General features: G+C 69.7%; 22 protein-coding genes and 1 tRNA gene. 13 read left to right on the forward strand and 10 right to left on the reverse strand.

Annotated elements, in window-relative coordinates; genetic code table 11:
• The first annotated feature begins 536 nt into the window (after positions 1 to 536).
• From acs to ACIQRL_RS07605, 5 genes are all read left to right on the forward strand, one after another.
• On the forward strand, positions 537 to 2537 hold the full coding sequence (gene acs, locus ACIQRL_RS07585; protein WP_401328437.1) for an acetate--CoA ligase: 2001 nt from the start codon (positions 537 to 539) through the stop codon (positions 2535 to 2537).
• A 300-nt stretch (positions 2538 to 2837) separates the two neighbouring features.
• Positions 2838 to 4235 (forward strand): Na+/H+ antiporter NhaA, encoded by a 1398-nt coding sequence (nhaA, locus tag ACIQRL_RS07590; RefSeq protein WP_401328439.1) that lies wholly within the window; start codon positions 2838 to 2840, stop codon positions 4233 to 4235.
• Between the two features lie 43 nt (positions 4236 to 4278).
• Positions 4279 to 4755 carry a phage holin family protein gene (locus ACIQRL_RS07595; RefSeq protein ID WP_401328442.1) on the forward strand — a complete coding sequence of 159 codons (477 nt, stop codon included), beginning with the start codon at positions 4279 to 4281 and terminating at the stop codon, positions 4753 to 4755.
• Positions 4752 to 5702, forward strand: coding sequence for an alpha/beta fold hydrolase (locus tag ACIQRL_RS07600; RefSeq protein ID WP_401328443.1), 951 nt, complete (start codon positions 4752 to 4754; stop codon positions 5700 to 5702). Before ACIQRL_RS07595 ends, ACIQRL_RS07600 begins: the two co-directional genes overlap by 4 nt.
• Positions 5703 to 5886: 184 nt before the next feature.
• Positions 5887 to 6066, forward strand: a complete 180-nt coding sequence (locus ACIQRL_RS07605; protein WP_401328446.1) for a hypothetical protein — start codon at positions 5887 to 5889, stop codon at positions 6064 to 6066.
• Between the two features lie 15 nt (positions 6067 to 6081).
• Here ACIQRL_RS07605 and ACIQRL_RS07610 read toward each other — a convergent pair whose 3' ends face one another.
• From ACIQRL_RS07610 to nth, 3 genes are read right to left on the reverse strand one after another with little or no spacing between them, the layout of a single operon-like run.
• Complete coding sequence (locus ACIQRL_RS07610; RefSeq protein ID WP_401328449.1) at positions 6082 to 7281, reverse strand: MarP family serine protease; 1200 nt, start codon at positions 7279 to 7281, stop codon at positions 6082 to 6084.
• Between the two features lie 13 nt (positions 7282 to 7294).
• Positions 7295 to 8008 (reverse strand): NUDIX hydrolase, encoded by a 714-nt coding sequence (locus ACIQRL_RS07615; RefSeq protein ID WP_401328452.1) that lies wholly within the window; start codon positions 8006 to 8008, stop codon positions 7295 to 7297.
• A gap of 52 nt (positions 8009 to 8060) precedes the next feature.
• A complete protein-coding gene (gene nth / locus ACIQRL_RS07620) occupies positions 8061 to 9158 on the reverse strand; it encodes an endonuclease III (protein ID WP_401329527.1) in 1098 nt (365 codons plus the stop codon).
• 342 nt (positions 9159 to 9500) lie between these two features.
• On the opposite strand from nth, the gene ACIQRL_RS07625 reads away from it, so the two are divergent.
• Both ACIQRL_RS07625 and ACIQRL_RS07630 read left to right on the forward strand, forming a co-directional pair.
• Positions 9501 to 10175 carry a Crp/Fnr family transcriptional regulator gene (locus tag ACIQRL_RS07625; RefSeq protein WP_006382668.1) on the forward strand — a complete coding sequence of 225 codons (675 nt, stop codon included), beginning with the start codon at positions 9501 to 9503 and terminating at the stop codon, positions 10173 to 10175.
• A gap of 143 nt (positions 10176 to 10318) precedes the next feature.
• A complete protein-coding gene (locus ACIQRL_RS07630; RefSeq protein WP_401328456.1) occupies positions 10319 to 11137 on the forward strand; it encodes a nucleotidyltransferase in 819 nt (272 codons plus the stop codon).
• A 48-nt stretch (positions 11138 to 11185) separates the two neighbouring features.
• Here ACIQRL_RS07630 and ACIQRL_RS07635 read toward each other — a convergent pair whose 3' ends face one another.
• The 4 genes from ACIQRL_RS07635 to ACIQRL_RS07650 all read right to left on the reverse strand — a co-directional run bounded on the left by ACIQRL_RS07635 (position 11186) and on the right by ACIQRL_RS07650 (position 13743).
• Positions 11186 to 12016, reverse strand: a complete 831-nt coding sequence (locus tag ACIQRL_RS07635; protein WP_401328459.1) for an MBL fold metallo-hydrolase — start codon at positions 12014 to 12016, stop codon at positions 11186 to 11188.
• On the reverse strand, positions 12013 to 12882 hold the full coding sequence (locus ACIQRL_RS07640) for an NUDIX hydrolase (RefSeq protein ID WP_401328461.1): 870 nt from the start codon (positions 12880 to 12882) through the stop codon (positions 12013 to 12015). The genes ACIQRL_RS07635 and ACIQRL_RS07640 overlap by 4 nt, the downstream gene beginning before the upstream one ends.
• A gap of 232 nt (positions 12883 to 13114) precedes the next feature.
• Positions 13115 to 13585 (reverse strand): RidA family protein, encoded by a 471-nt coding sequence (locus ACIQRL_RS07645; protein WP_401328464.1) that lies wholly within the window; start codon positions 13583 to 13585, stop codon positions 13115 to 13117.
• Positions 13582 to 13743: a DUF4177 domain-containing protein gene (locus tag ACIQRL_RS07650; protein ID WP_261704751.1), complete on the reverse strand. Its 162-nt coding sequence runs from the start codon at positions 13741 to 13743 to the stop codon at positions 13582 to 13584. Before ACIQRL_RS07650 ends, ACIQRL_RS07645 begins: the two co-directional genes overlap by 4 nt.
• Positions 13744 to 13869: 126 nt before the next feature.
• On the opposite strand from ACIQRL_RS07650, the gene ACIQRL_RS07655 reads away from it, so the two are divergent.
• Together ACIQRL_RS07655 and ACIQRL_RS07660 are read left to right on the forward strand one after the other, a co-directional pair.
• Positions 13870 to 14847: an ArsA family ATPase gene (locus ACIQRL_RS07655; RefSeq protein WP_401328467.1), complete on the forward strand. Its 978-nt coding sequence runs from the start codon at positions 13870 to 13872 to the stop codon at positions 14845 to 14847.
• Positions 14844 to 16232: an ArsA family ATPase gene (locus ACIQRL_RS07660; protein ID WP_401328469.1), complete on the forward strand. Its 1389-nt coding sequence runs from the start codon at positions 14844 to 14846 to the stop codon at positions 16230 to 16232. Before ACIQRL_RS07655 ends, ACIQRL_RS07660 begins: the two co-directional genes overlap by 4 nt.
• Positions 16233 to 16364: 132 nt before the next feature.
• On the opposite strand, the gene wblA is transcribed toward ACIQRL_RS07660, so the two are convergent.
• On the reverse strand, positions 16365 to 16703 hold the full coding sequence (wblA, locus tag ACIQRL_RS07665; protein WP_028799159.1) for a transcriptional regulator WblA: 339 nt from the start codon (positions 16701 to 16703) through the stop codon (positions 16365 to 16367).
• 405 nt (positions 16704 to 17108) lie between these two features.
• Between wblA and ACIQRL_RS07670 the strand changes: the two genes are divergently transcribed.
• Positions 17109 to 19382, forward strand: a complete 2274-nt coding sequence (locus tag ACIQRL_RS07670; protein WP_401328471.1) for a transglycosylase domain-containing protein — start codon at positions 17109 to 17111, stop codon at positions 19380 to 19382.
• A 182-nt stretch (positions 19383 to 19564) separates the two neighbouring features.
• On the opposite strand, the gene ACIQRL_RS07675 is transcribed toward ACIQRL_RS07670, so the two are convergent.
• Positions 19565 to 19708 (reverse strand): hypothetical protein, encoded by a 144-nt coding sequence (locus ACIQRL_RS07675; RefSeq protein WP_401328473.1) that lies wholly within the window; start codon positions 19706 to 19708, stop codon positions 19565 to 19567.
• Between the two features lie 62 nt (positions 19709 to 19770).
• Entirely contained in the window at positions 19771 to 20235 is a 465-nt protein-coding gene (locus tag ACIQRL_RS07680; RefSeq protein ID WP_401328476.1) for a GatB/YqeY domain-containing protein, read from the reverse strand.
• Positions 20236 to 20471: 236 nt separating this feature from the next.
• Between ACIQRL_RS07680 and ACIQRL_RS07685 the strand changes: the two genes are divergently transcribed.
• From ACIQRL_RS07685 to ACIQRL_RS07695, 3 genes are all read left to right on the forward strand, one after another.
• A complete protein-coding gene (locus tag ACIQRL_RS07685; protein WP_401328478.1) occupies positions 20472 to 21398 on the forward strand; it encodes a metallophosphoesterase in 927 nt (308 codons plus the stop codon).
• 201 nt (positions 21399 to 21599) lie between these two features.
• Positions 21600 to 22400, forward strand: a complete 801-nt coding sequence (locus ACIQRL_RS07690) for a Pr6Pr family membrane protein (RefSeq protein ID WP_401328481.1) — start codon at positions 21600 to 21602, stop codon at positions 22398 to 22400.
• Positions 22401 to 22428: 28 nt separating this feature from the next.
• Positions 22429 to 22502, forward strand: a tRNA-Pro gene (locus ACIQRL_RS07695).
• Positions 22503 to 22709 lie beyond the last annotated feature (207 nt).

Here is a 22709-nt window from a genome sequence, read left to right on the forward strand (position 1 = left end):
GGTGCGCGGCCCTGGTCGGCGGGGCCGGACACCGCGTACAACTCCGTTGTGGCCGCCGGCCCCCGTCGCGAGGTGAGCATCCGTCGCCACGCCGGGCCGCCGGACCACCACGCCAACGGGCCACTAGGCCAACCCGCCGCCGCATCACTGCGCCACCGGGCGGCCGGGCGGCATGCTGTCGGACCGCAGGCTGCCAGTCACCGGGCTGTCCCGGGTGCCCCGGGTGCCCCGGGTGCCCCGGGTGCCCCGGGCAGTCTTCGGTGGGTTGCGGGGTGGGGCGCCCGCGATGGGGGAAGTGGTCTCGGTCTGATTCCTCAGGCGTCCCGGTCGGCGTAGTCGATGTGAACTCGGCGGCGGGAACGTACGTGTCCAAGGGCAGACTCGTGCGGGCTCGTGTGGTCCCGTGAGTGGCGACAGGGGCGTAGCGCGGGGTAAGGACGTGGCCGCGCGGACCGAGTGCGGGACCAGCGACACAGGATAGGTCTAAACCAATTTTGGATCGGGCCTTGTCACCGAGCCCCCCGGTCTGATGAGCTGTGGCCTGGGACACAACGGACACCCTGGGAAAGGGAGATGTCGTGAGCAACGAAAGCCTGGCCAACCTGCTGAAGGAAGAGCGCAGGTTCGCGCCGCCCGCCGACCTGGCGGCGAACGCCAATGTCACCGCGGAGGCGTATGAGCAGGCCAAGGCTGACAGGCTCGGCTTCTGGGCCGAGCAGGCCCGCCGGCTGACCTGGGCCACCGAGCCGACCGAGACACTGGACTGGTCCAATCCACCGTTCGCGAAGTGGTTCGCCGACGGAAAACTGAACGTCGCGTACAACTGTGTGGACCGGCACGTCGAGGCCGGGAACGGCGACCGTGTCGCCATCCACTTCGAGGGTGAGCCGGGCGACAGCCGGGCCATCACCTACGCCGAGCTCAAGGACGAGGTGTCGCGGGCCGCGAACGCCCTCACCGAGCTGGGTATCGGCAAGGGCGACCGGGTCGCCGTCTATCTGCCGATGATCCCCGAGGCCGTCGTCGCGATGCTGGCCTGTGCCCGTATCGGCGCCGCGCACTCGGTGGTCTTCGGCGGCTTCTCCGCCGACGCGATCGCCACCCGCATCCAGGACGCCGACGCCAAGCTGGTCATCACCTCCGACGGCGGCTACCGGCGCGGGAAGCCGTCCGCGCTCAAGCCCGCCGTCGACGACGCGGTGAGCCGGGTCGACGGGGTCGACAAGGTGCTGGTGGTGCGCCGTACCGGCGAGGACGTCGCCTGGACCGAGGGCCGCGACGTGTGGTGGCACGACATCGTCGGACGGCAGTCGGCCGAGCACACGCCGGAAGCGTTCGACGCCGAGCACCCGCTCTTCATCCTCTACACGTCCGGGACCACCGGGAAGCCGAAGGGCATCCTGCACACCTCGGGCGGCTACCTCACGCAGGCCTCGTACACCCACAACGCCGTCTTCGACCTCAAGCCGGAGACCGACGTCTACTGGTGCACGGCCGACATCGGCTGGGTCACCGGGCACTCGTACATCACGTACGGACCGCTTTCCAACGGCGCGACGCAGGTGATGTACGAGGGCACCCCGGACACGCCGCACCAGGGCCGGTTCTGGGAGATCGTCCAGAAGTACGGGGTGACGATCCTGTACACGGCGCCCACGGCCATCCGTACGTTCATGAAGTGGGGCGACGACATCCCCGCGAAGTTCGATCTGTCGTCCCTGCGGGTGCTCGGGTCGGTCGGCGAGCCGATCAACCCCGAGGCGTGGATCTGGTACCGCAAGCACATCGGCGGGGACCGTACGCCGATCGTCGACACCTGGTGGCAGACCGAGACCGGCGCGATGATGATCTCGCCGCTGCCCGGGGTCACCGAGACGAAGCCGGGTTCGGCGCAGCGGGCGCTGCCCGGCATCGCGGCGACGGTGGTCGACGACGAGGCGAACGAGGTGCCCGACGGCGGTGGCGGCTACCTCGTGCTGACCGAGCCGTGGCCATCCATGCTGCGCACCATCTGGGGCGACGACCAGCGCTTCCTCGACACGTACTGGTCGCGCTTCGAGGGGAAGTACTTCGCCGGGGACGGGGCGAAGAAGGACGACGACGGCGACATCTGGCTTCTGGGGCGCGTCGACGACGTGATGCTCGTGTCCGGGCACAACATCTCGACGACCGAGGTCGAGTCGGCCCTCGTCTCCCACCCGTCGGTCGCCGAGGCGGCGGTCGTGGGTGCGGCTGACGAGACGACCGGGCAGGCGATCGTCGCCTTCGTCATCCTGCGCGGGACGGCTTCCGCCGAGGACCCCGGGCTGATGGCGGACCTGCGCAACCACGTGGGCACCACCCTCGGCCCGATCGCCAAGCCGAAGCGGGTCCTGCCGGTGGCCGAGCTGCCGAAGACCCGGTCCGGGAAGATCATGCGCCGTCTACTGCGCGACGTGGCCGAGAACCGCGAGCTCGGTGACGTCACGACGCTCACCGACTCCACGGTGATGGACCTGATCCAGGCGAAGCTGCCGGCCGCGCCCAGCGAGGACTGAGGCGGGCCCGTCCCGTCGGCCCGGCCCTGAGGGGTGCGGGGAGCACCCCGTGCTCCCCGCACCCCTCAACCGTTCCCGCACCCCTCAGCCGTTCCCGCACCCCTCAGCCGCTCCGGCGCCCCGCACCCACTCCGCACGCCCCGCGCCCGGTTTGGTCGTAATGTGAAGATCCCGCACCGACCCGGCCGCATCTTAAGTAAAGTAAGCAAAGCGTCAGAGGCGCGACAAGATCGTTCATGGTGTGCCGGGAAGTCTGGTCGGCGAGTACTCAGTCCTGCCTGCTCGACCGGAGGTCTCCCCGTGCCCGCGCCCCCCAGCTCCACCACCCGTAAGTTCTTCGGCCGGTTGTCCCTGCCCGAGCGGAACTTCGTGGCGGACGCGCTGCGCACCGAGACCGTGGGCGGAGTGCTGCTGTTGATCGCCGCGGTCGCGGCACTGATCTGGGCGAACACCCTGCCGGACAGCTACGAGACCGTCTCGCACTACCACTTCGGGCCGGCCGCCCTCGGGCTCGACCTGTCCGTGGAGCACTGGGCGGCCGACGGCCTGCTCGCCGTGTTCTTCTTCGTCGCCGGGATCGAGCTGAAGCGCGAGCTGGTGGCCGGGGACCTGCGCGACCCGAAGGCCGCGGTACTGCCGGTGGTCGCCGCCGTCTGCGGCATGGCCGTTCCCGCGGTCGTCTACGTCCTGACCAATGTGGTGGGCGGTGGCTCGCTCCAGGGCTGGGCCGTCCCCACCGCCACCGACATCGCCTTCGCGCTCGCCGTGCTCGCCGTCATCGGGACGTCGTTGCCGTCCGCGCTGCGCGCCTTCCTGCTCACCCTCGCCGTCGTCGACGACCTGTTCGCGATCCTGATCATCGCGGTCTTCTTCACCGACTCCATCAACCTCGCCGCGCTCGCCGGGGCCGTCGTGGGCCTCGGCGTCTTCTGGCTGCTGCTGCGCAAGGGCGTACGCGGCTGGTACGTGTACGTCCCGCTCGCGCTGGTCATCTGGGGCCTGATGTACAACAGCGGCGTCCACGCCACCATCGCCGGTGTCGCGATGGGCCTGATGCTGCGCTGCCATCCGCTCGAAGGCGAGGAACACACCCCCGGCGAGCACATCGAACATCTGGTGCGCCCGGTGTCGGCGGGACTCGCGGTACCGCTGTTCGCCCTGTTCAGCGCCGGCGTCTCGATCTCGGGCGGAGCGGTCCACGACGTGTTCACCCGGCCCGAGACACTCGGCGTGGTGCTCGGACTCGTCGTCGGCAAGGCGGTCGGCATCTTCGGGGGTACGTGGCTGACGGCCCGGTTCACCAGGGCCTCGCTCAGCGACGACCTGGAATGGGCCGACGTGGCCGCCGTCGCCACCCTCGCCGGTATCGGCTTCACCGTCTCGCTGCTCATCGGCGAACTCGCCTTCGAGGGCAATACGAGCCTCACCGACGAGACCAAGGCCGCCGTCCTGATCGGCTCGTTCATCGCGGCCGTACTCGCCACAGCGCTGCTGAAGATACGCAACGCCCGGTACCGCGCGCTGTGCGAGGACGAGGGACGCGACGAGGACCACGACGGCATCCCCGACATCTACGTGCAGGACAAGCCGGAGTACCACCTGCGCATGGCCGCGATCTACGAACGGAAGGCCGCGGAACACCGCAGGCTTGCCGAAGTGGCGGGTGGGGCAAGCGAGGGGAACGACGGTCCGGCATGATCTGACAGGACCGTACAAACGCATGCAGAAGAGGGAGACAGCGATGACCGCACCCGACGGCAGCCCGGTCGGCGCCGAACGCAGTATCGGCGAGCTGGTCGCCTCGGCGACGACCGAGATGTCCGCACTGGTGCACGACGAAATCGCACTGGCGAAGGCGCAGCTCAAGCAGGACGTCAAGCGCGGCGCGGTCAGCGGCGGCGCGTTCGGGGCGGCCGGCGCTGTGCTGATCTTCTCCCTGCCGATGCTCAGTTTCGCCCTCGCGTACGGCATCCGGACCTGGAGCGACTGGAATCTCGCGATCTGTTTCCTGCTGTCGTTCGCAGCGAACGTGCTGGTCGCGGCCGTACTCGCACTGATCGGCGTGGTCTTCGCGAAGAAGGTCAAGAAGAGCCAGGGCCCCCAGATGGTGGCCGCCTCCGTGAAGGAGACGGCGGGTGTTCTGCCGAACGCCAAGCCGCACCCCCGGCCCGAACCGGTCGAGGACGTCGTCAAGGCTGTGGCACGCTCATCCTCATGACGGACCCCGCCACACCTTCGGCGCAACCCACCTCGGTCGTACGGATCGACCTTCCCGGCGGACGAAAAGTGACGCACCGGGACGTGGCCGCCAACGGCGCGCGCTTCCACATCGCCGAGCTCGGCGACGGGCCGCTCGTCCTGCTGCTGCACGGCTTCCCGCAGTTCTGGTGGACCTGGCGGCACCAGCTCGTCGCGCTCGCCGACGCCGGGTTCCGGGCGGTGGCCATGGACCTGCGGGGCGTCGGGGGCAGCGACCGCACCCCGCGCGGCTATGACCCCGCCAACCTCGCGCTCGACATCACCGGGGTCGTACGGTCCCTCGGTGAGCCCGACGCCGCGCTGGTCGGGCACGACATCGGCGGCTATCTGGCGTGGACGGCGGCCGCCATGCGGCCCAAGCTCGTCCGCCGGCTCGCGGTGTCGTCCATGCCGCATCCGCGGCGCTGGCGTTCCGCCATGCTCTCCGACGTCAAGCAGACGGCGGCCGGCTCGTACATCTGGGGATTCCAGCGGCCCTGGATTCCCGAGCGCCAACTCCTCGCCGACGACGGCGCCCTGGTGGGCCGTCTGGTACGCGACTGGTCGGGCCCCCGGCAGCCGGACGAGGACACCCTGGAGACCTACCGCCGGGCCATGCGCATCCCGTCGACCGCGCACTGTTCCATCGAGCCGTACCGGTGGATGGTGCGGTCCATGGCCCGCCCGGACGGCATCCAGTTCAACCGGCGCATGAAGCGGCCGGTGCGGGTGCCCACGCTGCATCTGCACGGTTCGCTCGATCCGGTGATGCGGACGCGGAGCGCTGCGGGCTCCGGGGAGTACGTCGAAGCGCCGTACCGCTGGCGGCTGTTCGACGGGCTCGGCCACTTCCCGCACGAAGAGGATCCGGTCGCCTTCTCCACCGAACTGATCAACTGGCTGAAGGATCCGGAACCCGACCGCTGACGGTCCGGAACCCGATCCGGACTCCGGTGGTCACCCTTGTGTGACCGCCCGGACGCACCCGGTGCCGCGCCCGGAATGCGGACTGTGAACACCTGTCCTACGAACAGCCAATTGCCTCGCGCATAGGCCAATTGAAGGGCCGGGGCGAGGTTATCGACCTTGGGCCAGGGGCAGACGTCGGGGTATGGGCTGGACGCACGACTACAGTGACGCAGCACGCAATCGCCGCTCGGCCTCGGGTCTGAGCTCCCATCAGAGGGGCACCCCGCAGCTGACGGGCACGGATCCCCGCGTGGGGATTCCGCACATTCTGCGCCGCCGGGCCCGCTGGGTATCCGTGCGGCTGCGCCATCCACGCGGCTGAGCCCCCGCCCTACGGTCAGAGCGCGCAGTTGTCGCTGTCCACCTGCTGGTTGGCCGTACGCCCCTTGGCGATGTCCGGCTGGACCTCGTCCGCGGTGAGCGCGTACCCGGTCTCGGCGTCGTCGAGCGACTTCGCGAAGACCACGCCGTAGACCTTGCCGTCGGGGGTCAGCAGCGGGCCGCCGGAGTTGCCCTGACGGACCGTCGCGTACAGCGAGTAGACGTCACGGCGCACCGTCTTGCGGTGGTAGATGTCCGGGCCGTTGGCCGTGATGCGGCCCCGCACGCGCGCGGGCTGCACGTTGTACGAGCCGTTCTGCGGGAAGCCCGCGACGATCGCGCTGTCGCCGCTGCTCGCGTCCTTGGTACTGAACCGCAGCGCGGGCGCCTTCAGGTTCGGTACGTCGAGGACGGCGATGTCGCGCTCCCAGTCGTACAGAACGACCGTGGCGTCGTACTTCTTTCCCTCGCCGCCTATCTGGACGGTGGGTTCGTCGACTCCGCCGACCACGTGCGCGTTGGTCATCACACGGCGGTCGCCGAAGACGAAACCGGTGCCTTCGAGGACCTTGCCGCAACTCTGGGCGGTCCCCATGACCTTGACGATGGAGTTCTGGGAACGGGTGGCGACGGGGCTGCCGGCGAGCTGTGGGTCGGGCGGCTGGACCTCTGTGATGGGCTCGTTGGCGAACGGGCTGAACACCTGCGGGAAGCCGTTCTGCGCGAGGACCGAGGAGAAGTCGGCGAACCAGGTGTTGGCCTGGGAGGGCAGCGCTCGCGAAACACCGAGCAGCACCTTGGAGTTGCGGACCTCCTTGCCGAGCGTCGGCAGGGTCGTACCCGCGAGGGCCGAGCCGATCAGCCAGGCGACGAGCAGCATCGCCACGACGTTCACGAGGGCGCCGCCGGTCGCGTCCAGGGCTCTGGCCGGGGACCAAGTGATGTACCGGCGCAGCTTGTTGCCGAGGTGCGTGGTGAGGGCCTGGCCGACGGAGGCGCAGACGATCACGACGACCACGGCGACGACGGCGGCGGTCGTACTCACCTTGCTGTCGTCGGTCGTCCAGCTCCAGATGACCGGGAGCAGATAGACGGCGACGAGACCACCGCCCAGGAAGCCGATCACCGACAGGATGCCGACGACGAAGCCCTGGCGATAGCCCACGATCGCGAACCACACGGCGGCGACCAGCAACAGGATGTCCAGCACATTCACGAAGGTCACCTTGTCACGCGCGCCAGTCGAGCGGGACCTGCTTCTCGCGGTCCCACGGGCGCTCCCAGCCCGCGAAATGCAGGATCTTGTCGATCACTCCGGCCGTGAAGCCCCAGACCAGGGCCGATTCGACCAGAAATGCCGGACCTCGGTGACCGCTGGGGTGCACGGTGGTCGCGCGGTTGGCCGGATCCGTGAGATCCACCACGGGGACCGTGAAGACCCGGGCCGTCTCGCCCGGGTCGACGACGCCGACGGGCGTCGGGCGGCGCCACCACCCGAGGACCGGGGTGACCACGAAACCGCTGACCGGGATGTACAGCTTGGGCAGCACGCCGAAGAGCTGGACGCCCTCCGGGTCGAGGCCGGTCTCCTCCTCGGCCTCACGCAGGGCGGCCCGCAGCGGCCCGTCCGCCTTGGGGTCGCCGTCCTCGGGATCGAGCGCGCCGCCGGGGAAGGACGGCTGCCCGGCGTGCGATCGGAGGGTGCCGGCCCGCTCCATGAGGAGCAGCTCGGGGCCGCGCCGGCCCTCGCCGAAGAGGATGAGCACCGCGGACTGACGGCCCGTGCCGTTCGCCGGCGGCAGGAAACGGCTCAGCTGGAGCGGTTCCACCGTCTCCGCCGCGTGCGCGACCGGGCCCAGCCAGTCGGGCAGGCCCTCCTTGCTGATCACCGCCGGCCCGCCCTGCGTGTTGCTCGCGTCCTGTGTGTTGCCTGCGCTCTTCATCGCCGCCCCCGTTCTGCTGTTCCCAACGCCCGCCGGGGCCGTGTTCGTTCCGTCATCCGGCGCCCAGTGGGGGTGCGGGGATGCCGCCCGCGTCCAGATAGGCCTGCGGGGGGTTGAGCCGCTGGCCCGGGAAGCCGCCCTTCTCGTACTTCAGGAGCTTCTTCGCCTTCTCGGGGTCGGTCTCGCCCTCCCCGTACGCCGGGCAGAGCGGGGCGATGGGGCAGGCGCCGCAGGCGGGCTTGCGGGCATGGCAGATCCGGCGGCCGTGGAAGATCACGTGGTGCGACAGCATGGTCCACTCGCTCTTCGGGAAGAGCCCGCCGACAGCCGCCTCGATCTTGTCCGGCTCGGTCTCCGCCGTCCACCGCCAGCGCCGTACGAGCCGCTGGAAATGGGTGTCCACGGTGATCCCGGGCCGCCCGAAGGCGTTGCCGAGCACGACGAAGGCGGTCTTGCGGCCCACTCCGGGCAGTTTGACGAGGTCTTCGAGCCGGCCGGGCACCTCGCCCCCGAAGTCGTCCCGCAGGGCCTTGGAGAGCCCTATGACGGACTTGGTCTTGGCCCGGAAGAACCCGGTCGGGCGCAGGATCTCCTCGACCTCCTCCGGGTTGGCCTCGGCGAGGTCCTCGGGGGTCGGATATCTGGCGAAGAGCGCCGGCGTCGTCTGGTTCACCCGCAGGTCGGTGGTCTGGGCGGACAGGACCGTGGCGACGACCAGCTGGAAGGGGTTCTCGAAGTCCAGCTCCGGATGGGCGTACGGGTACACCTCGGCGAGCTCGCGGTTGATACGGCGGGCCCGGCGGACGAGGGCGGTGTGCGACTCGTTCCGCGGCGGCTCGGGGGCGACGGGCTGCACGGGTGCCGCTTTCCCGGCCTTCCCGGCCTTCTCGGTGGCCGCTTTCGCGGGCGCCGTCTTCTTGGAGGCCGCCTTCACCGAGACGGCCTTCTTCGGGACGCCCTCCCTGGAGACCGCCTTCTTCGCGACCGCCTTCTTCGCGACCGTGCCCTTGGAGACAGCCTTCGTGGGCGTCACCTTCTTGGCGGCCGCTTGCGCGGGCGTCGCCTTTTTGGCGGTCTGACGGGCGGTCTTCTTCGCGCTCTCCCCTTCGGCTGCCTTCGATGCCGCCTTGGATGCCGCCTTCGACACCACCTTCACCGGTGTCGGTTTTGTCGTTTTTGTCGATCCTTTGGTTCCGTCGGGGGCCTGTTCGCCCACAGCGGAATCGGGACGTACAGTCACCCGCCCAGCCCCCTTGGCCTGTGCTCTCACCGGCGATTTGGACACCCGGCCAGCCTAAAGCCCGGCACCGACATCCGCCCCGGACCCTGAAGATCGGACCCCAATTGGCCCCCTGCCGCACTCGTTGGGACGCCAGTGCGGCAGACTTGTGACTGATCACACTGTTTGGAACGTCCGGCAAGATGGGGAACACGGTCCCCTGGTACCAAGGGGGAGCAAGATCCCCTGAGCAGGTCGACAAGGAGAGAACTCGTGGACGACGTTCTGCGGCGCGCCCCGCTCTTCGCGGCGCTCGATGACGAGCAGGCCGCGGAGCTCCGCGCCTCCATGAGTGAGGTGACCCTCGCGCGAGGCGACGCTCTCTTCCATGAGGGCGACCCCGGCGACCGCCTCTATGTGGTCACCGAGGGCAAGGTGAAGCTCCACCGCACCTCCCCCGACGGGCGGGAGAACATGCTGGCCGTCCTCGGCCCCGGTGAGCTGATCGGCGAGCTGTCGCTGTTCGACCCGGGCCCGCGCACGGCGACCGCCACGGCACTCACCGAGGTCAAGCTGCTCGGCCTCGGCCACGGCGACCTCCAGCCGTGGCTGAACGCGCGGCCCGAGGTGGCGGCAGCCCTGCTGCGCGCCGTCGCACGGCGCCTGCGCAAGACCAACGACCAGATGTCCGACCTGGTCTTCTCCGACGTGCCCGGCCGTGTCGCGCGCGCCCTTCTGGACCTGTCGCGCCGCTTCGGCGTGCAGTCCGAAGAGGGCATCCACGTCGTGCACGACCTCACGCAGGAGGAGTTGGCCCAGCTGGTCGGCGCCTCCCGCGAGACCGTCAACAAGGCGCTCGCCGACTTCGCGGGCCGCGGCTGGCTCCGCCTGGAGGCCCGCGCGGTGATCCTCCTGGACGTGGAGCGGCTCGCCAAGCGCTCGCGCTGACACCTTTGGCCGTACGACGACGGGGTCCCGCCTTCTTCCGAGGCGGGACCCCGTCGTCATGACCCTTGCGGGGGCGTGTCGGCCGTAGACGATCCGCCGTAAATGATCTGCGCCGCGAGGGAGCCTCGGGGCACAGTGGGCGCATGGCCGCTCAGGGACACCGCAGGGGGCTCGACGCCCAGGGGTACATCGAGCGCGAGGGATCGTCCGCGCGCGTCCCGTGCGCCTTCAGGCCGGTCGTCGCGGCCGCCCGTGACCGCTTCCTGCACCTCTTCGGGGCCCGGCTGAACGGCGCGTACCTCTACGGCTCGATCCCGCGCGGAACCGCGCGCGCGGGACGCTCCGACCTCGACCTTCTGCTGTGCCTGCGCGACGAGCCGACCGAGGCTGACCACGCCGACGCCCGCGCGCTCGAAGCGGCGCTCGACAAGGAGTTCGCCGAGATCGACGGGGTGGGAACGCTGTTGTTCAGCCGTACGCGGCTGCTGAGCGACCTGGAGACCTACGACCTCGGCTGGTTCGTCGCCTGCCTCTGTACGCCGCTCCTGGGCGAGGATCTGGCCGAACACCTGCCGCGCTACCGTCCCGACACGCTGCTCGCCCGCGAGACCAACGGGGACCTCGCGCTGATGCTGCCGCGCTGGCGCGAGCGGATCGCCGCCGCCGCGGACACCGACGGGGCCAGGCGCCCGCTGGTCCGCTCGATGTCCCGGCACCTCGTACGGACCGGCTTCACGCTCGTCATGCCGCGCTGGAACGGCTGGACCAGCGACCTCGGGGAGATGGCCGAGGCCTTCGGCGCGTACTACCCGGAGCGGTCCGCCGACATGCGGAACGCGGCCGTCCGGGGATACGAGACGACCGGCGAACCGGCCGTGCTCCGCTCGTACGTGGAGGACCTGGGGCCATGGCTCGCCGGGGAGTACGCGCGCGTGCACGGCATCAAGGAACCCCGCCCGTGAAGGCCCCCTACAGGACCCCGGAAACGCCGCGCCGGTCCAGGGCCTGTCCTAGATGAGCCCGTGCTCCCGCAGATACTCCATCTGCGCCCGCACCGACAGCTCGGCCGCGGGCCACAACGACCGGTCCACGTCCGCGTAGACGCGCGCGACGACCTCGTCCGGCGACCGGTGGCCGTGCTCGACGGCGGTCTCGACCTGGGCGAGCCGGTGGGCGCGATGGGCGAGATAGAACTCGACCGCGCCCTGCGCGTCCTCGAGGACGGGCCCGTGACCGGGCAGGACGGTGTGGACGCCGTCGTCGACCGTCAGGGAGCGGAGCCGGCGCAGGGAGTCGAGATAGTCGCCCAGACGCCCGTCGGGATGGGCCACCACGGTCGTCCCGCGACCCAGGACGGTGTCCCCGGTCAGGACGGCCCGGTCGGCCGGGAGATGGAAGCACAGCGAGTCGGCGGTGTGCCCCGGGGTCGACACGACGCGCAGTTCGAGCCCGCCGAGGCTGATCACGTCCCCCGCGGCCAGTCCCTCGTCCCCCAGCCGCAGCGCGGGGTCCAGGGCACGGACGCCGGTCCCCGACAGCTCGGCGAACCGTGACGCGCCCTCCGCGTGATCGGGATGCCCGTGCGTGAGCAGGGTCAGCGCGACCCGCTTTCCGGCCTTCTCGGCCGTGTCCAGGACGGTGCGCAGATGTACGTCGTCCAGGGGTCCGGGGTCGATGACGACCGCGAGCTCGGAGTCCGGCTCGGACACGATCCACGTGTTCGTGCCGTCCAGGGTCATCGCGGAGGCGTTGGGGGCCAGGACGTTCACCGCGCGCGCGGTGGCGGGGCCGGAGAGGACCGCGCCTCGCGGCCGGCCGGGGAGGGCCGCTGCGTCGGTCATGCGGACGCTCCGCCGGTCGGGATGTGCTTGGTGAACTCGTCGTGTCCGGGCCAGGAGAGGACGACCTCACCCTCCTCCAGGCGTGCCTCGGCCAGGACGGGGGTCAGATCGCGGGCGGGCGCGGCGGCGAGGGCGTCGGCGGCCCTGTCGTACTCCATGATCCCGCGCAGGGTCGCGATGGTGGGCGGCATCATCAGCAGCTCGCCCTTGTCGTAGCCGGCCGCCGCGTCGGCCGGACGGATCCACACCGTGCGGTCGGCCTCGGTGGAGGCGTTCCGGGTGCGCTGGCCCTCCGGGAGGACGGCCACGAAGAACCAGGTGTCGTAGCGTCGGGACTCGAATTCCGGGGTGATCCAGCGGGCCCAGGCCCCGAGCAGGTCCGAGCGGAGCACGAGTCCTCTGCGGTCGAGGAACTCCGCGAAGGACAGGTCCCTGGCGACCAGGGCCGCCCGGTCCGCCTCCCAGTCGTCCCCCGTCGTGTCACCGACCACGGTGTCCTGGCTGGGGCCGGCGAGCAGGACGCCGGCCTCCTCGTACGTCTCCCGTACGGCCGCGCAGACGACGGCCTGGGCGGACGTCTCGTCCACGCCGAGCCGCTCGGCCCACCACGCGCGCGTGGGCCCCGCCCAGCGGATCTGGTGCTCGTCGTCGCGCGGGTCCACGCCGCCGCCCGGATACGCGTAGGCGCCTCCGGCGAAGGCCATGGAGGCGCGTCGGCGCAGCATGTGGACCACGGGACCGGCCTCGCTGTCCTTGACCAGCATCACCGTGGCGGCACGCCGGGGCGTGACCGGCGTCAGCGTGCCCTCGGCGAGCGCCCGAATCCGCTCCGGCCACTCCGCCGGAAACCATTGCCCATTCCCCATGGCCGGAGGCTATCCCGAGCCGGGCGGATGTTCGAGGCCCCACCGCCCCGACAGGCGTTCCCCGCCCCTTCCGCCCCTGCCCTTCCCACCCCTGGGGCTCCGCCCGGGACTCCGCTCCTCAGACACCGGAGGCGCCGGGACGGGCATACGGAAGGGGCCGTGCCGGTACATCCCTGATGTACCGGCACGGCCCCGACCCACGACGAACCAGGCACCCGAAGACGCCGGAGGACTACGCGTGCGTCAGCTCCACCTGGATCTCGACCTCGACCGGCGCGTCCAGCGGCAGCACGGCCACACCGACCGCGCTCCGCGCGTGCACACCCTTGTCGCCGAGCACCGCGCCCAGCAGCTCACTCGCGCCGTTCAGCACACCAGGCTGCCCGGTGAAGTCCGACGCCGAGGCCACGAAGCCCACGACCTTCACGACACGCGCGATGCGGTCGAGGTCGCCCACGACCGACTTCACCGCCGCCAGGGCGTTCAGCGCGCACGTACGGGCCAGCTTCTTGGCCTCCTCGGCGGTGACCTCGGCGCCCACCTTCCCGGTGACCGGAAGCTTCCCGTCCACCATCGGAAGCTGCCCGGAGGTGTACACGTACAGGCCCGACTGCACGGCGGGCTGGTACGCGGCCAGCGGCGGAACGACACCCGGAAGGGTCAGCCCGAGCTCGGCGAGCTTCGCCTCGACCGCCCCGCTCACGCGGACTTCTCGCGCTTCAGGTAGGCCACCAGCTGCTCGGGGTTGTTCGGTCCGGGCACGACCTGGACGAGCTCCCAGCCGTCCTCGCCCCAGGTGTCCAGAATCTGCTTCGTGGCATGGACGAGCAGCGGCACAGTGGAGTATTCCCATTTGGTCATGTGGCCGACTGTAGCCGCTGAGGACCACCGTCTCCCGCCCGAGCCACCCGCCCCGCCCCGCCCGAAAGCGCAGCTTGTCCACAGCCTCCTGCTTACTCCGGCGGCGGACTGGTTAGGCTCGAATACGTGAGCAGGCTCCAGGTCGTCAGCGGCAAGGGCGGTACCGGCAAGACCACGGTAGCCGCGGCCCTCGCGCTCGCCCTCGCGACCGAGGGCAAGCGCGCCCTCCTCGTCGAGGTCGAGGGCAGGCAGGGCATCGCGCAGCTCTTCGAGACAGAAGCGCTGCCCTACGAGGAGCGGAAGATCGCCGTCGCTCCAGGGGGCGGGGAGGTGTACGCCCTCGCCATCGACCCCGAACTGGCGCTGTTGGACTACCTCCAGATGTTCTACAAACTGGGCGGCGCCGGCCGCGCCCTGAAAAAGCTCGGCGCGATCGACTTCGCGACCACCATCGCGCCCGGACTGCGGGACGTTCTCCTCACCGGCAAAGCCTGCGAAGCGGTGCGGCGCAAGGAGAAGAACGGCCGCTTCACGTACGACTACGTGGTGATGGACGCACCCCCCACCGGCCGCATCACCCGCTTCCTGAACGTCAACGACGAGGTCGCCGGCCTCGCGAAGATCGGCCCGATACACAATCAGGCCCAGGCCGTCATGCGCGTCCTCAAGTCCCCGGAGACGGAGGTCCACTTGGTGACGCTGCTGGAGGAGATGCCCGTACAGGAGACCGCGGACGGGATCGCGGAGCTGCGTGCCGCGAAGCTTCCCGTGGGCCGGATCATCGTGAACATGGTGCGCCCGGCACTCCTCGACGAGGCGGACCTGGCCCTCGTCGAGACCGCTCCCCGTACGGCGATCGCCAAGTCGCTCTCCGCGGCCGGCCTCGGCGGCGCGCGGCGCGGCGGACTGGCCGAACGGCTGGTGGGACCGCTCCTCCAGCAGGCCGAGGAGTACGCCGAGCGGTACGCCCTGGAGACCGAGCAGCGGAGCGTACTGGCCGAACTGGGCCTGCCGCTGCACGAACTCCCGCTGCTCGCCGAGGGCCTGGATCTGGCGGGTCTGTACGAACTGGCCGCACAGCTGCGTAAGCAAGGGATGTCATGAGTCTGGACCCCGCCCGTGTCCTCGATCTCGACCCGCTGCTCGACGACCCGAAGACCCGCATCGTGGTGTGCTGCGGCTCGGGCGGCGTCGGCAAGACGACCACGGCGGCGGCCCTCGGGCTGCGTGCCGCGGAGCGCGGCCGCAAGGTGGTCGTGCTCACCATCGACCCCGCGCGCAGGCTGGCGCAGTCCATGGGCATCGACTCCCTCGACAACACTCCGCGCCGGGTGAAGGGCGTCGAGGGGAGTGGCGAACTGCACGCCATGATGCTCGACATGAAGCGCACGTTCGACGAGATCGTCGAGGCGCACGCGGACGGCGACCGGGCCGCCGCCATCCTCAACAACCCCTTCTACCAGTCGCTTTCGGCGGGCTTCGCGGGCACGCAGGAGTACATGGCGATGGAGAAGCTGGGCCAGTTGCGGGCCCGCGACGAGTGGGACCTGATCGTGGTCGACACGCCGCCGTCCCGCTCGGCGCTCGACTTCCTGGACGCCCCGAAGCGGCTCGGGTCCTTCCTCGACGGGCGGCTGATCCGGCTGTTGACGGCCCCGGCGAAGCTGGGCGGCCGGGCGGGCATGAAGTTCCTGAGCGTCGGGATGTCGATGATGACCGGCACCCTGGGCAAGCTGCTCGGGGGCCAGCTCCTCAAGGACGTCCAGACGTTCGTGGCAGCCATGGACACCACCTTCGGCGGCTTCCGCACACGGGCGGACGCCACGTACAAGCTGCTCCAGGCGCCCGGCACCGCCTTCCTCGTGGTGGCGGCGCCCGAGCGGGACGCGCTGCGCGAGGCCGCGTACTTCGTGCAGCGGCTGGCCGCTGAGGACATGCCGTTCGCCGGACTGGTACTCAACCGGGTGCACGGCAGCGGGGCCACCCGGCTGTCCGCGGAGCGGGCGCTCGCCGCCGCGGAGGATCTTGACTCCGTCGACGGGGAGAATCCTGAATCCGCCGTTGCAGAAAATCTTGACGACGCCCGCATTGTGGATCAGGGGGGCGGGAAAGCTGGACTTCGTAACTCTCCCGACACGTACGGCAGTTCAGAATCACCGGCTTCCGAGACATCAGCTCCTGCCGAAGGCTCCCCCGCCGCCACGGACAGGACAGCCACCACGGACAGCACCACCGCTACGGACCGGACCGCCGCCACGGACCCCGAGCGATCCATCGACCAACTCACCGCAGGTTTGTTGAGGCTCCACGCCGAGCGCATGCAGTTGCTCTCCCGCGAGCAGCGCACGCGTGACCGCTTCGCCGCGCGCCACCCGGAGGTGCCGGTGGCCGAAGTGGCCGCGCTGCCCGGTGACGTACACGATCTCGCCGGGCTGCGGGACATCGGGAACCGGCTCGCGGCCCACCGGCCGGAGCTGCCCGAAAGCTGAGCATGACGGGAGAGGCCCGAGGGGACGCCCGCAGCCCTGCCGGGCCTCCGCGGCACCGGACGGGCCCTGGAAGGGTCCGGACGGCCCTGAGAGGCCCGAGGGTGGCGTCCTGCCCCGAAGGGCGAAGTTCCCTCAGCCCACCGCCGCGTAGCGCTCGTACACCTCTTCCTCGTCGAGGGGCAGCAGGCCCGCGCCGCGCTCGTACTCCGTACGCGCGGTCTCGAGCAGGCGCCGCCACGAGGTGACGGTCGGCCGCCGGCGCAACAACGCGCGGCGCTCACGCTCGGTCATGCCACCCCACACGCCGAATTCGACGCGGTTGTCGAGCGCGTCGGCGAGGCATTCCGTGCGAACCGGACATCCGGTGCACACTGCCTTGGCCCTGTTCTGCGCTGCTCCTTGAACGAACAGTTCATCTGGATCGGTAGTGCGGCAGGCCGCCTGCGCACTCCAGTCGGTTACCCAGCCCATACCGGCGCCGTCCTCTCCCGAATCGAGGCTCCCCCACGGCGGCAGCGGCATATTCACCGCCGCCAGTTGAGGACGTTACGGAAGGTGGGCACAGCGCAACACCCCCTTCGGGCCCAATCTTGAATGGCCCGAACGGACTATGCGTAAGCGGCAGATCACCCGGGGGAGTGAGCCGAGGACATGCGTGACCATCCCGGCAAACCCGGACGTTTCAGTTGAGTCACAACGGACGCCATGTGACACACAAGGCTGATTCGGACACGTGCTCCACAGGAACGCGGAACCTCCGGAACGATTCGGGTTCGCCGGACGTATTGATACGTGGCCGCACTGCTGTGACAGTTGAGAGCAGCTTAGGCCAAGGCATATACGCGTGTCCGGCGAATGAGAACGTAGGCTGCCCTCATGCCAAAGAAGCGCTCGGGCGGTGGTCTGTCCCCTACGCAGCAGGCCGCCAAGTTCCTCGGTGTCAGCGTGCTCGCGGGCGCCGTCATGGCCGGAATCGCGCTGCCCGCCGCGGGCGCGCTCGGTCTGGCGGCCAAGGGCTCGGTCCAGGGGTTCGACGACATTCCGAACAATCTGAAGAGTCCGTCGCTGAGTCAGCGGACCACGATCCTGGACAGTAAGGGCGGTCAGATCGCGACGGTCTACTCACGCGACCGCACCGTGGTCGACCTCAAGAACATCTCGCCCTACATGCAGAAGGCGATCGTCGCGATCGAGGACTCGCGCTACTACGAGCACGGCGCGATCGACCTCAAGGGCGTCCTGCGCGCGGTCAACCAGAACGCGCAGAACGGCGGGGTGGCGCAGGGCGCCTCCACCCTGACCCAGCAGCTCGTGAAGAACTACTTCGTGGAGGAGGCCGGCGACGACCCGACCAAGGTCGCCCAGGCCACCCAGCAGACCATCGGCCGCAAGATCCGCGAGCTCAAGTACGCGATCCAGCTGGAACAGAAGCTGGGCAAGCAGAAGATCCTCGAGAACTACCTGAACATCACGTTCTTCGGGGAGCAGGCGTACGGCATCGAGGCCGCCTCCCAGCGCTACTTCTCCAAGCCCGCCAAGGATCTGAACCTCCAGGAGTCGGCGTTGCTCGCGGGCATCGTCCAGTCGCCGAGCCGGTACGACCCGGTCAACGACGAGGAGGAGGCCACCAAGCGCCGCAACACGGTGCTGGAGCGCATGGCCGAGGTGCACGACATCTCCCAGGAACAGGCCGACGCCGCCAAGGCGACGAAGCTCGGACTGCACGTCAGCCGGCCGAAGAACGGCTGCATCACGGCGATCAAGGGTGCCGGCTTCTTCTGCAAGTACGTGGAGAACGTCTTCCTGAGCGACCCGGTCTTCGGCAAGACCAAGGAAGACCGCGCGCAGATCTGGAACCAGGGCGGCCTGACGATCCGTACGACGCTCGACCCGCAGTCCCAGGCGTCGATCCGGGCGTCGCTGAAGGATCACGTCTACAAGTCCGACAAGGTCGCCGCGGCGGCCACTCTGGTCGAGCCCGGCACCGGGAAGATCCTCGGGATGGGCCAGTCGAAGCCGTACGGCACCGGCACGAACGAGACCGAGTACAACTACTCGGTCAACTACGACATGGGCGGCTCGAACTACGGCTTCCCGACCGGTTCGACGTTCAAGCCGTTCGTGGCCGCGGCCGCGCTGGAGCAGGGCCGGCCGGCGACGCAGGAGTACTCCTCGCCGAACTCGATGCCGTACCCCAGCCCCGTACAGACCTGCGGCAGCAAGCCGTGGACGAACCAAGCGAACGAGCAGGTCCCGAACGAGAGCGCGTCGGAGAAGGGTCCGTACCAGCTGAAGGAGGCGATGGCCAAGTCGGTCAACACCTACTTCGTGCAGATGATCTCCGACATCGGCCTCTGCCCCGTGATGAACCAGATCGACAAGCTCGGTGTGGTCCAGGGCAACGGCGACAAGCTCCCCCAGGTGCCCTCCATCGCGCTGGGCGCCAAGGGCATCTCGCCGCTCACCATGGCCACGGCCTACGCCGCCTTCGCCTCCCGCGGCATGTACTGCACCCCGATCGCCATCGAGTCGATCAGCCAGAAGATCGGCGGGCACGAGAAGTCCCTGGACGTGCCCAAGTCGACCTGCTCGCGGGCCATGTCCGAGCAGACCGCGGACACCGTCAACAGCCTTCTCAGCGGTGTGATCGACTCCGGTACGGGCCAGCAGGCCGGTCTCACCGACCGCGCGAACGCCGGTAAGACGGGTACCACCGACGAGCGCAAGAACGCCTGGTTCGTCGGCTACACGCCGAACCTCGCCGGCGCGGTCTGGGTCGGCAGCGCCTCCCAGCAGGTCCAGATGACCGGCATCCGTATCGGCGGCGTCTGGCACGACAAGGTGTACGGCGGTCAGGTCCCCGGACCGATCTGGCGGGACCTGATGACGGGCGCTCTCGTCGGCAAGGACGCCCCGTCCTTCAACCTGATCAACATTCCCGACCCCGACAAGAACAAGGGCAAGGGCCAGGACGACGGGAACAACGGCCGCAACGGCGGGAACGGGAACGGTGGTAACGGGAACACCGACACCGGCCAGACCGACGGTGGAGTGGTCTTCCCGACGCCTTCCTTCTCCTTCCCCCAGGGATGGGTCCAGGGCAACACGAACAGCGGAAACGGCAACGGGAACGGCGGCCAAGGCAACTGACCCGTACGCCGGACGCGGATGACGCGTGAGCGCTTGAACGCCCTGTGGGCCAGGAGTGATCCTGGCCCACAGGGCGTTCGACGTGCGGGGTGCTGCGGGGCGGGCGGGCTACGGCGGGGCGGTTGTCCGCGGGGGCGTTGCGTGTGGATGCGTTGCCTGGGGGCGCATTGCCTGCGGGCGCACTACCGGTGGGCAGGTTGCCTGCTGGGCAGGTGGCCTGCGGACAGGCCGTCCGCGGGCAGGCCGCCTATGGACAGGTCGTCCGCGGACAGGTCGTCCGCGGGCAGGTCGTCCGCGGACACGTTGTCCGCGGGGCTCGCGGACACCCGACGACCCGGCCGGCCCACAACCGGGGACGGAACCAACCGGCGCCGGACGGGCGGTGGAATCAGCCCGCGAGCAACTGCTTCACGACGGCGGCGACGCGTCCGCCCTCGGCCAGGCCGGACACCTTCGGGTTCACGATCTTCATGACCTGGCCCATGGCGCGCGGTCCCTCGGCACCAGCCGCCTTCGCCTCCTCGACGGCCTGCGCGACGATCTGCCGAAGCTCCTCGTCGGACAGTTGCTTGGGCAGATAGGTGGCGAGCACCTCGCCCTCCGCCCGCTCCCGCTCGGCCGACTCCGGGCGCCCGCCCTGCGTGAAGGCCTCGGCGGCCTCACGACGCTTCTTGGCCTCGCGGGCGATCACCTTCTGCACCTCGTCGTCGGAGAGTTCGCGTTTGGTCTTGCCGGCGACCTCCTCGTTGGTGATCGCGGAGAGGGTCAGCCGGATCGTCGAGGAGCGGAGCTCGTCGCGCCCCTTGATCGCGGCGTTGAGGTCTTCCTGCAACTTCGACTTGAGCGTGGTCATGCCGTCCAGTGTCGCAGGTGCGGTGCTGCGGACGCCTGTTGATTTCGCAGCGCGCCTGACGGGCACCCAGAGGCTTCCGGTGGCCCGCCCCGGTCGCGCGCGAAGGCCGCTCGGGGCTCTCCCCCTTCCCGCCCCCTCCCGGCCCCGCCCAGGCCCCTCTCCGTGGTTTCGCTGCGGGTTTCCGGGTTGTCCACAGGCGGGTACGGGCGCTTGTCGGGGTCTGACACGATGGACGTATGCGCGCGCGATACGGAGTACCCCTGGGAATCACGGCGGTGGGCGCCGCCGGTCTGCTGTACTCGGCGGGGTTCGAGGCTCGTTCCTTCCGCCTGCGGCGGGTGACGGTCCCGGTCCTGCCTCCGGGGATGCGACCGCTGCGCGTCCTGCAGGTCTCGGACATCCACATGGTGAGCGGACAGCGCAAGAAGCAGCGCTGGCTGCGCTCCCTGGCCGGCCTGCGCCCCGACTTCGTGATCAACACCGGGGACAACCTCTCGGACCCGGAGGGCGTGCCCGAGGTACTGGACGCGCTCGGCCCCCTGATGGAGTTCCCGGGCGCCTATGTCTTCGGTTCGAACGACTACTACGGGCCCAAACCCCGCAACCCGGCCCGCTACTTGTTCGAGAAGGCACACGGCCGTCACGGGCTGAATGGCAACAAGCCGGTCGTCGGCGCCATCCACAACCCGTGGGGGGACCTGCGGGACGGCTTCGACACCGCGGGCTGGGTGAACCTGACGAACGCCCGGGGGACGCTGAAGATCGAGGGCGCCGAGATCGAGCTGACCGGCCTCGACGACCCGCACATCAAGCGCGACCGCTACGCGCGCGTGGCCGGCGGCCCGTCCGAGTCCGCGGACTTCTCGATGGGTGTGGTGCACGCCCCGTACCTGCGTGCCCTGGACGCCTTCACGGCCGACGGATACCCCCTGATCCTGGCGGGCCACACGCACGGCGGCCAGATCTGCCTCCCCTTCTACGGCGCCTTCGTCACCAACTGCGACCTGGACACGGACCGCGTCAAGGGCCTCTCCCGGCACAAGGCGGAGGGCCGGACGTCGTACATGCACGTCTCAGCGGGCTGTGGCACGAACCGCTACACACCCGTTCGCTTCGCCTGCCCGCCGGAGGCGTCGCTGCTGACACTGGTGGAGCGGAAGTAGGAGTCTCCGGGAGGGCCCCGGGGCGATTCCCTGGATTCCCCGGCGCGACCGCTCGGACGCAGGCGGGACCACTCAAGGAAACTCCCACCGCGGGCGGGGACCGCCCAAGGGAACTCCCGCCGCGGGCTGTCACCGCGGTGGGAGTAACTCACCCAGTCCACCCATATCGCCCGAAACGCCCGATCCGCTTAACGTGGGGCCATGATCACCCCCATGCCCAGGGACATACCCGATCTCCCCGCGATACCGGGCATCCTCCCGTCGACCCGCTCCTTCGTCCCCGCGACGGCGGTGGTGGCTCCCGCGCGGCGACCGGCCACAGCGGCCTACCGCGTCCTGGTGGCTCTCGCGGCGGCGGCAGGCGTGGCCATCGAGATGAAGCTGGGCGACCCGGCCCGGGTACTGAGCTACTTCACGATCCAGACCAATCTGCTCGTCGCCGTGGTCTTCGCGGCGTCGGCCCGCCGGGCATGGTCGGCCCGCCGGCCCCTGCCGGGGGTTCTGACGGGCGGCACGCTGATCTACATCTCGATCACGGGCCTCGTCTATCACCTGATCCTGGCGAACGAGTCGACCCCGTTCTCCATGACCGGCGGCAACGACACGCTCTCCGGCTGGCATGCGGCCGCCAACCAGCTCCTCCACACGGTCACGCCGATCGCCGTGGTCCTCGACTGGCTGCTGCTGACCCGCCCGACCCCGCTGGCGCTCCGCAACGCGGCCAGCTGGCTCCTCTACCCCCTCGCCTACCTGGCCTTCTGCCTCGCCCGTGGCGCGATGCTGTCGCCCGGGACCCCGGCGCGCTACCTCTACCCCTTCGTCGACGTGGACCGGCACGGCTACGGGGGTGTCCTCGGCAACACCGCCATTCTCGGCGTCGCTTTCTACGCCCTGGCACTCCTGATCGTCGTCCTCGACCACGTGCGTCCCGACCCGGTCCGACGCCGCGTCCGACGCCCCGAAAACCGGATTTCGTCTCCGGGCACCAGTGGGCTAAAGTAAACGACGTCGCCGCGAGAGCAGCGACGATCGGGGTGTAGCGCAGCTTGGCAGCGCGCTTCGTTCGGGACGAAGAGGTCGTGGGTTCAAATCCCGCCACCCCGACAGCTAAATAGCAGTTCAGAGGGCCTTTACCGGATCGGTAAAGGCCCTCTGGCGTTGCTGCGGTCTATCTGAGTGACTAACGCTCCGGATCGCGCTTCAAGATGCCGTCCATGACCACGGCACCGGTCTGGATCACGGGCCGGATCTGTGGGTGGAATGCCAACCTGGTCAGGTGGTCCCATGAAGTGGACGATGACCTCATCGGCG

This window comes from Streptomyces sp. NPDC091209, from assembly GCF_044757755.1.
Taxonomy (GTDB): domain Bacteria; phylum Actinomycetota; class Actinomycetes; order Streptomycetales; family Streptomycetaceae; genus Streptomyces.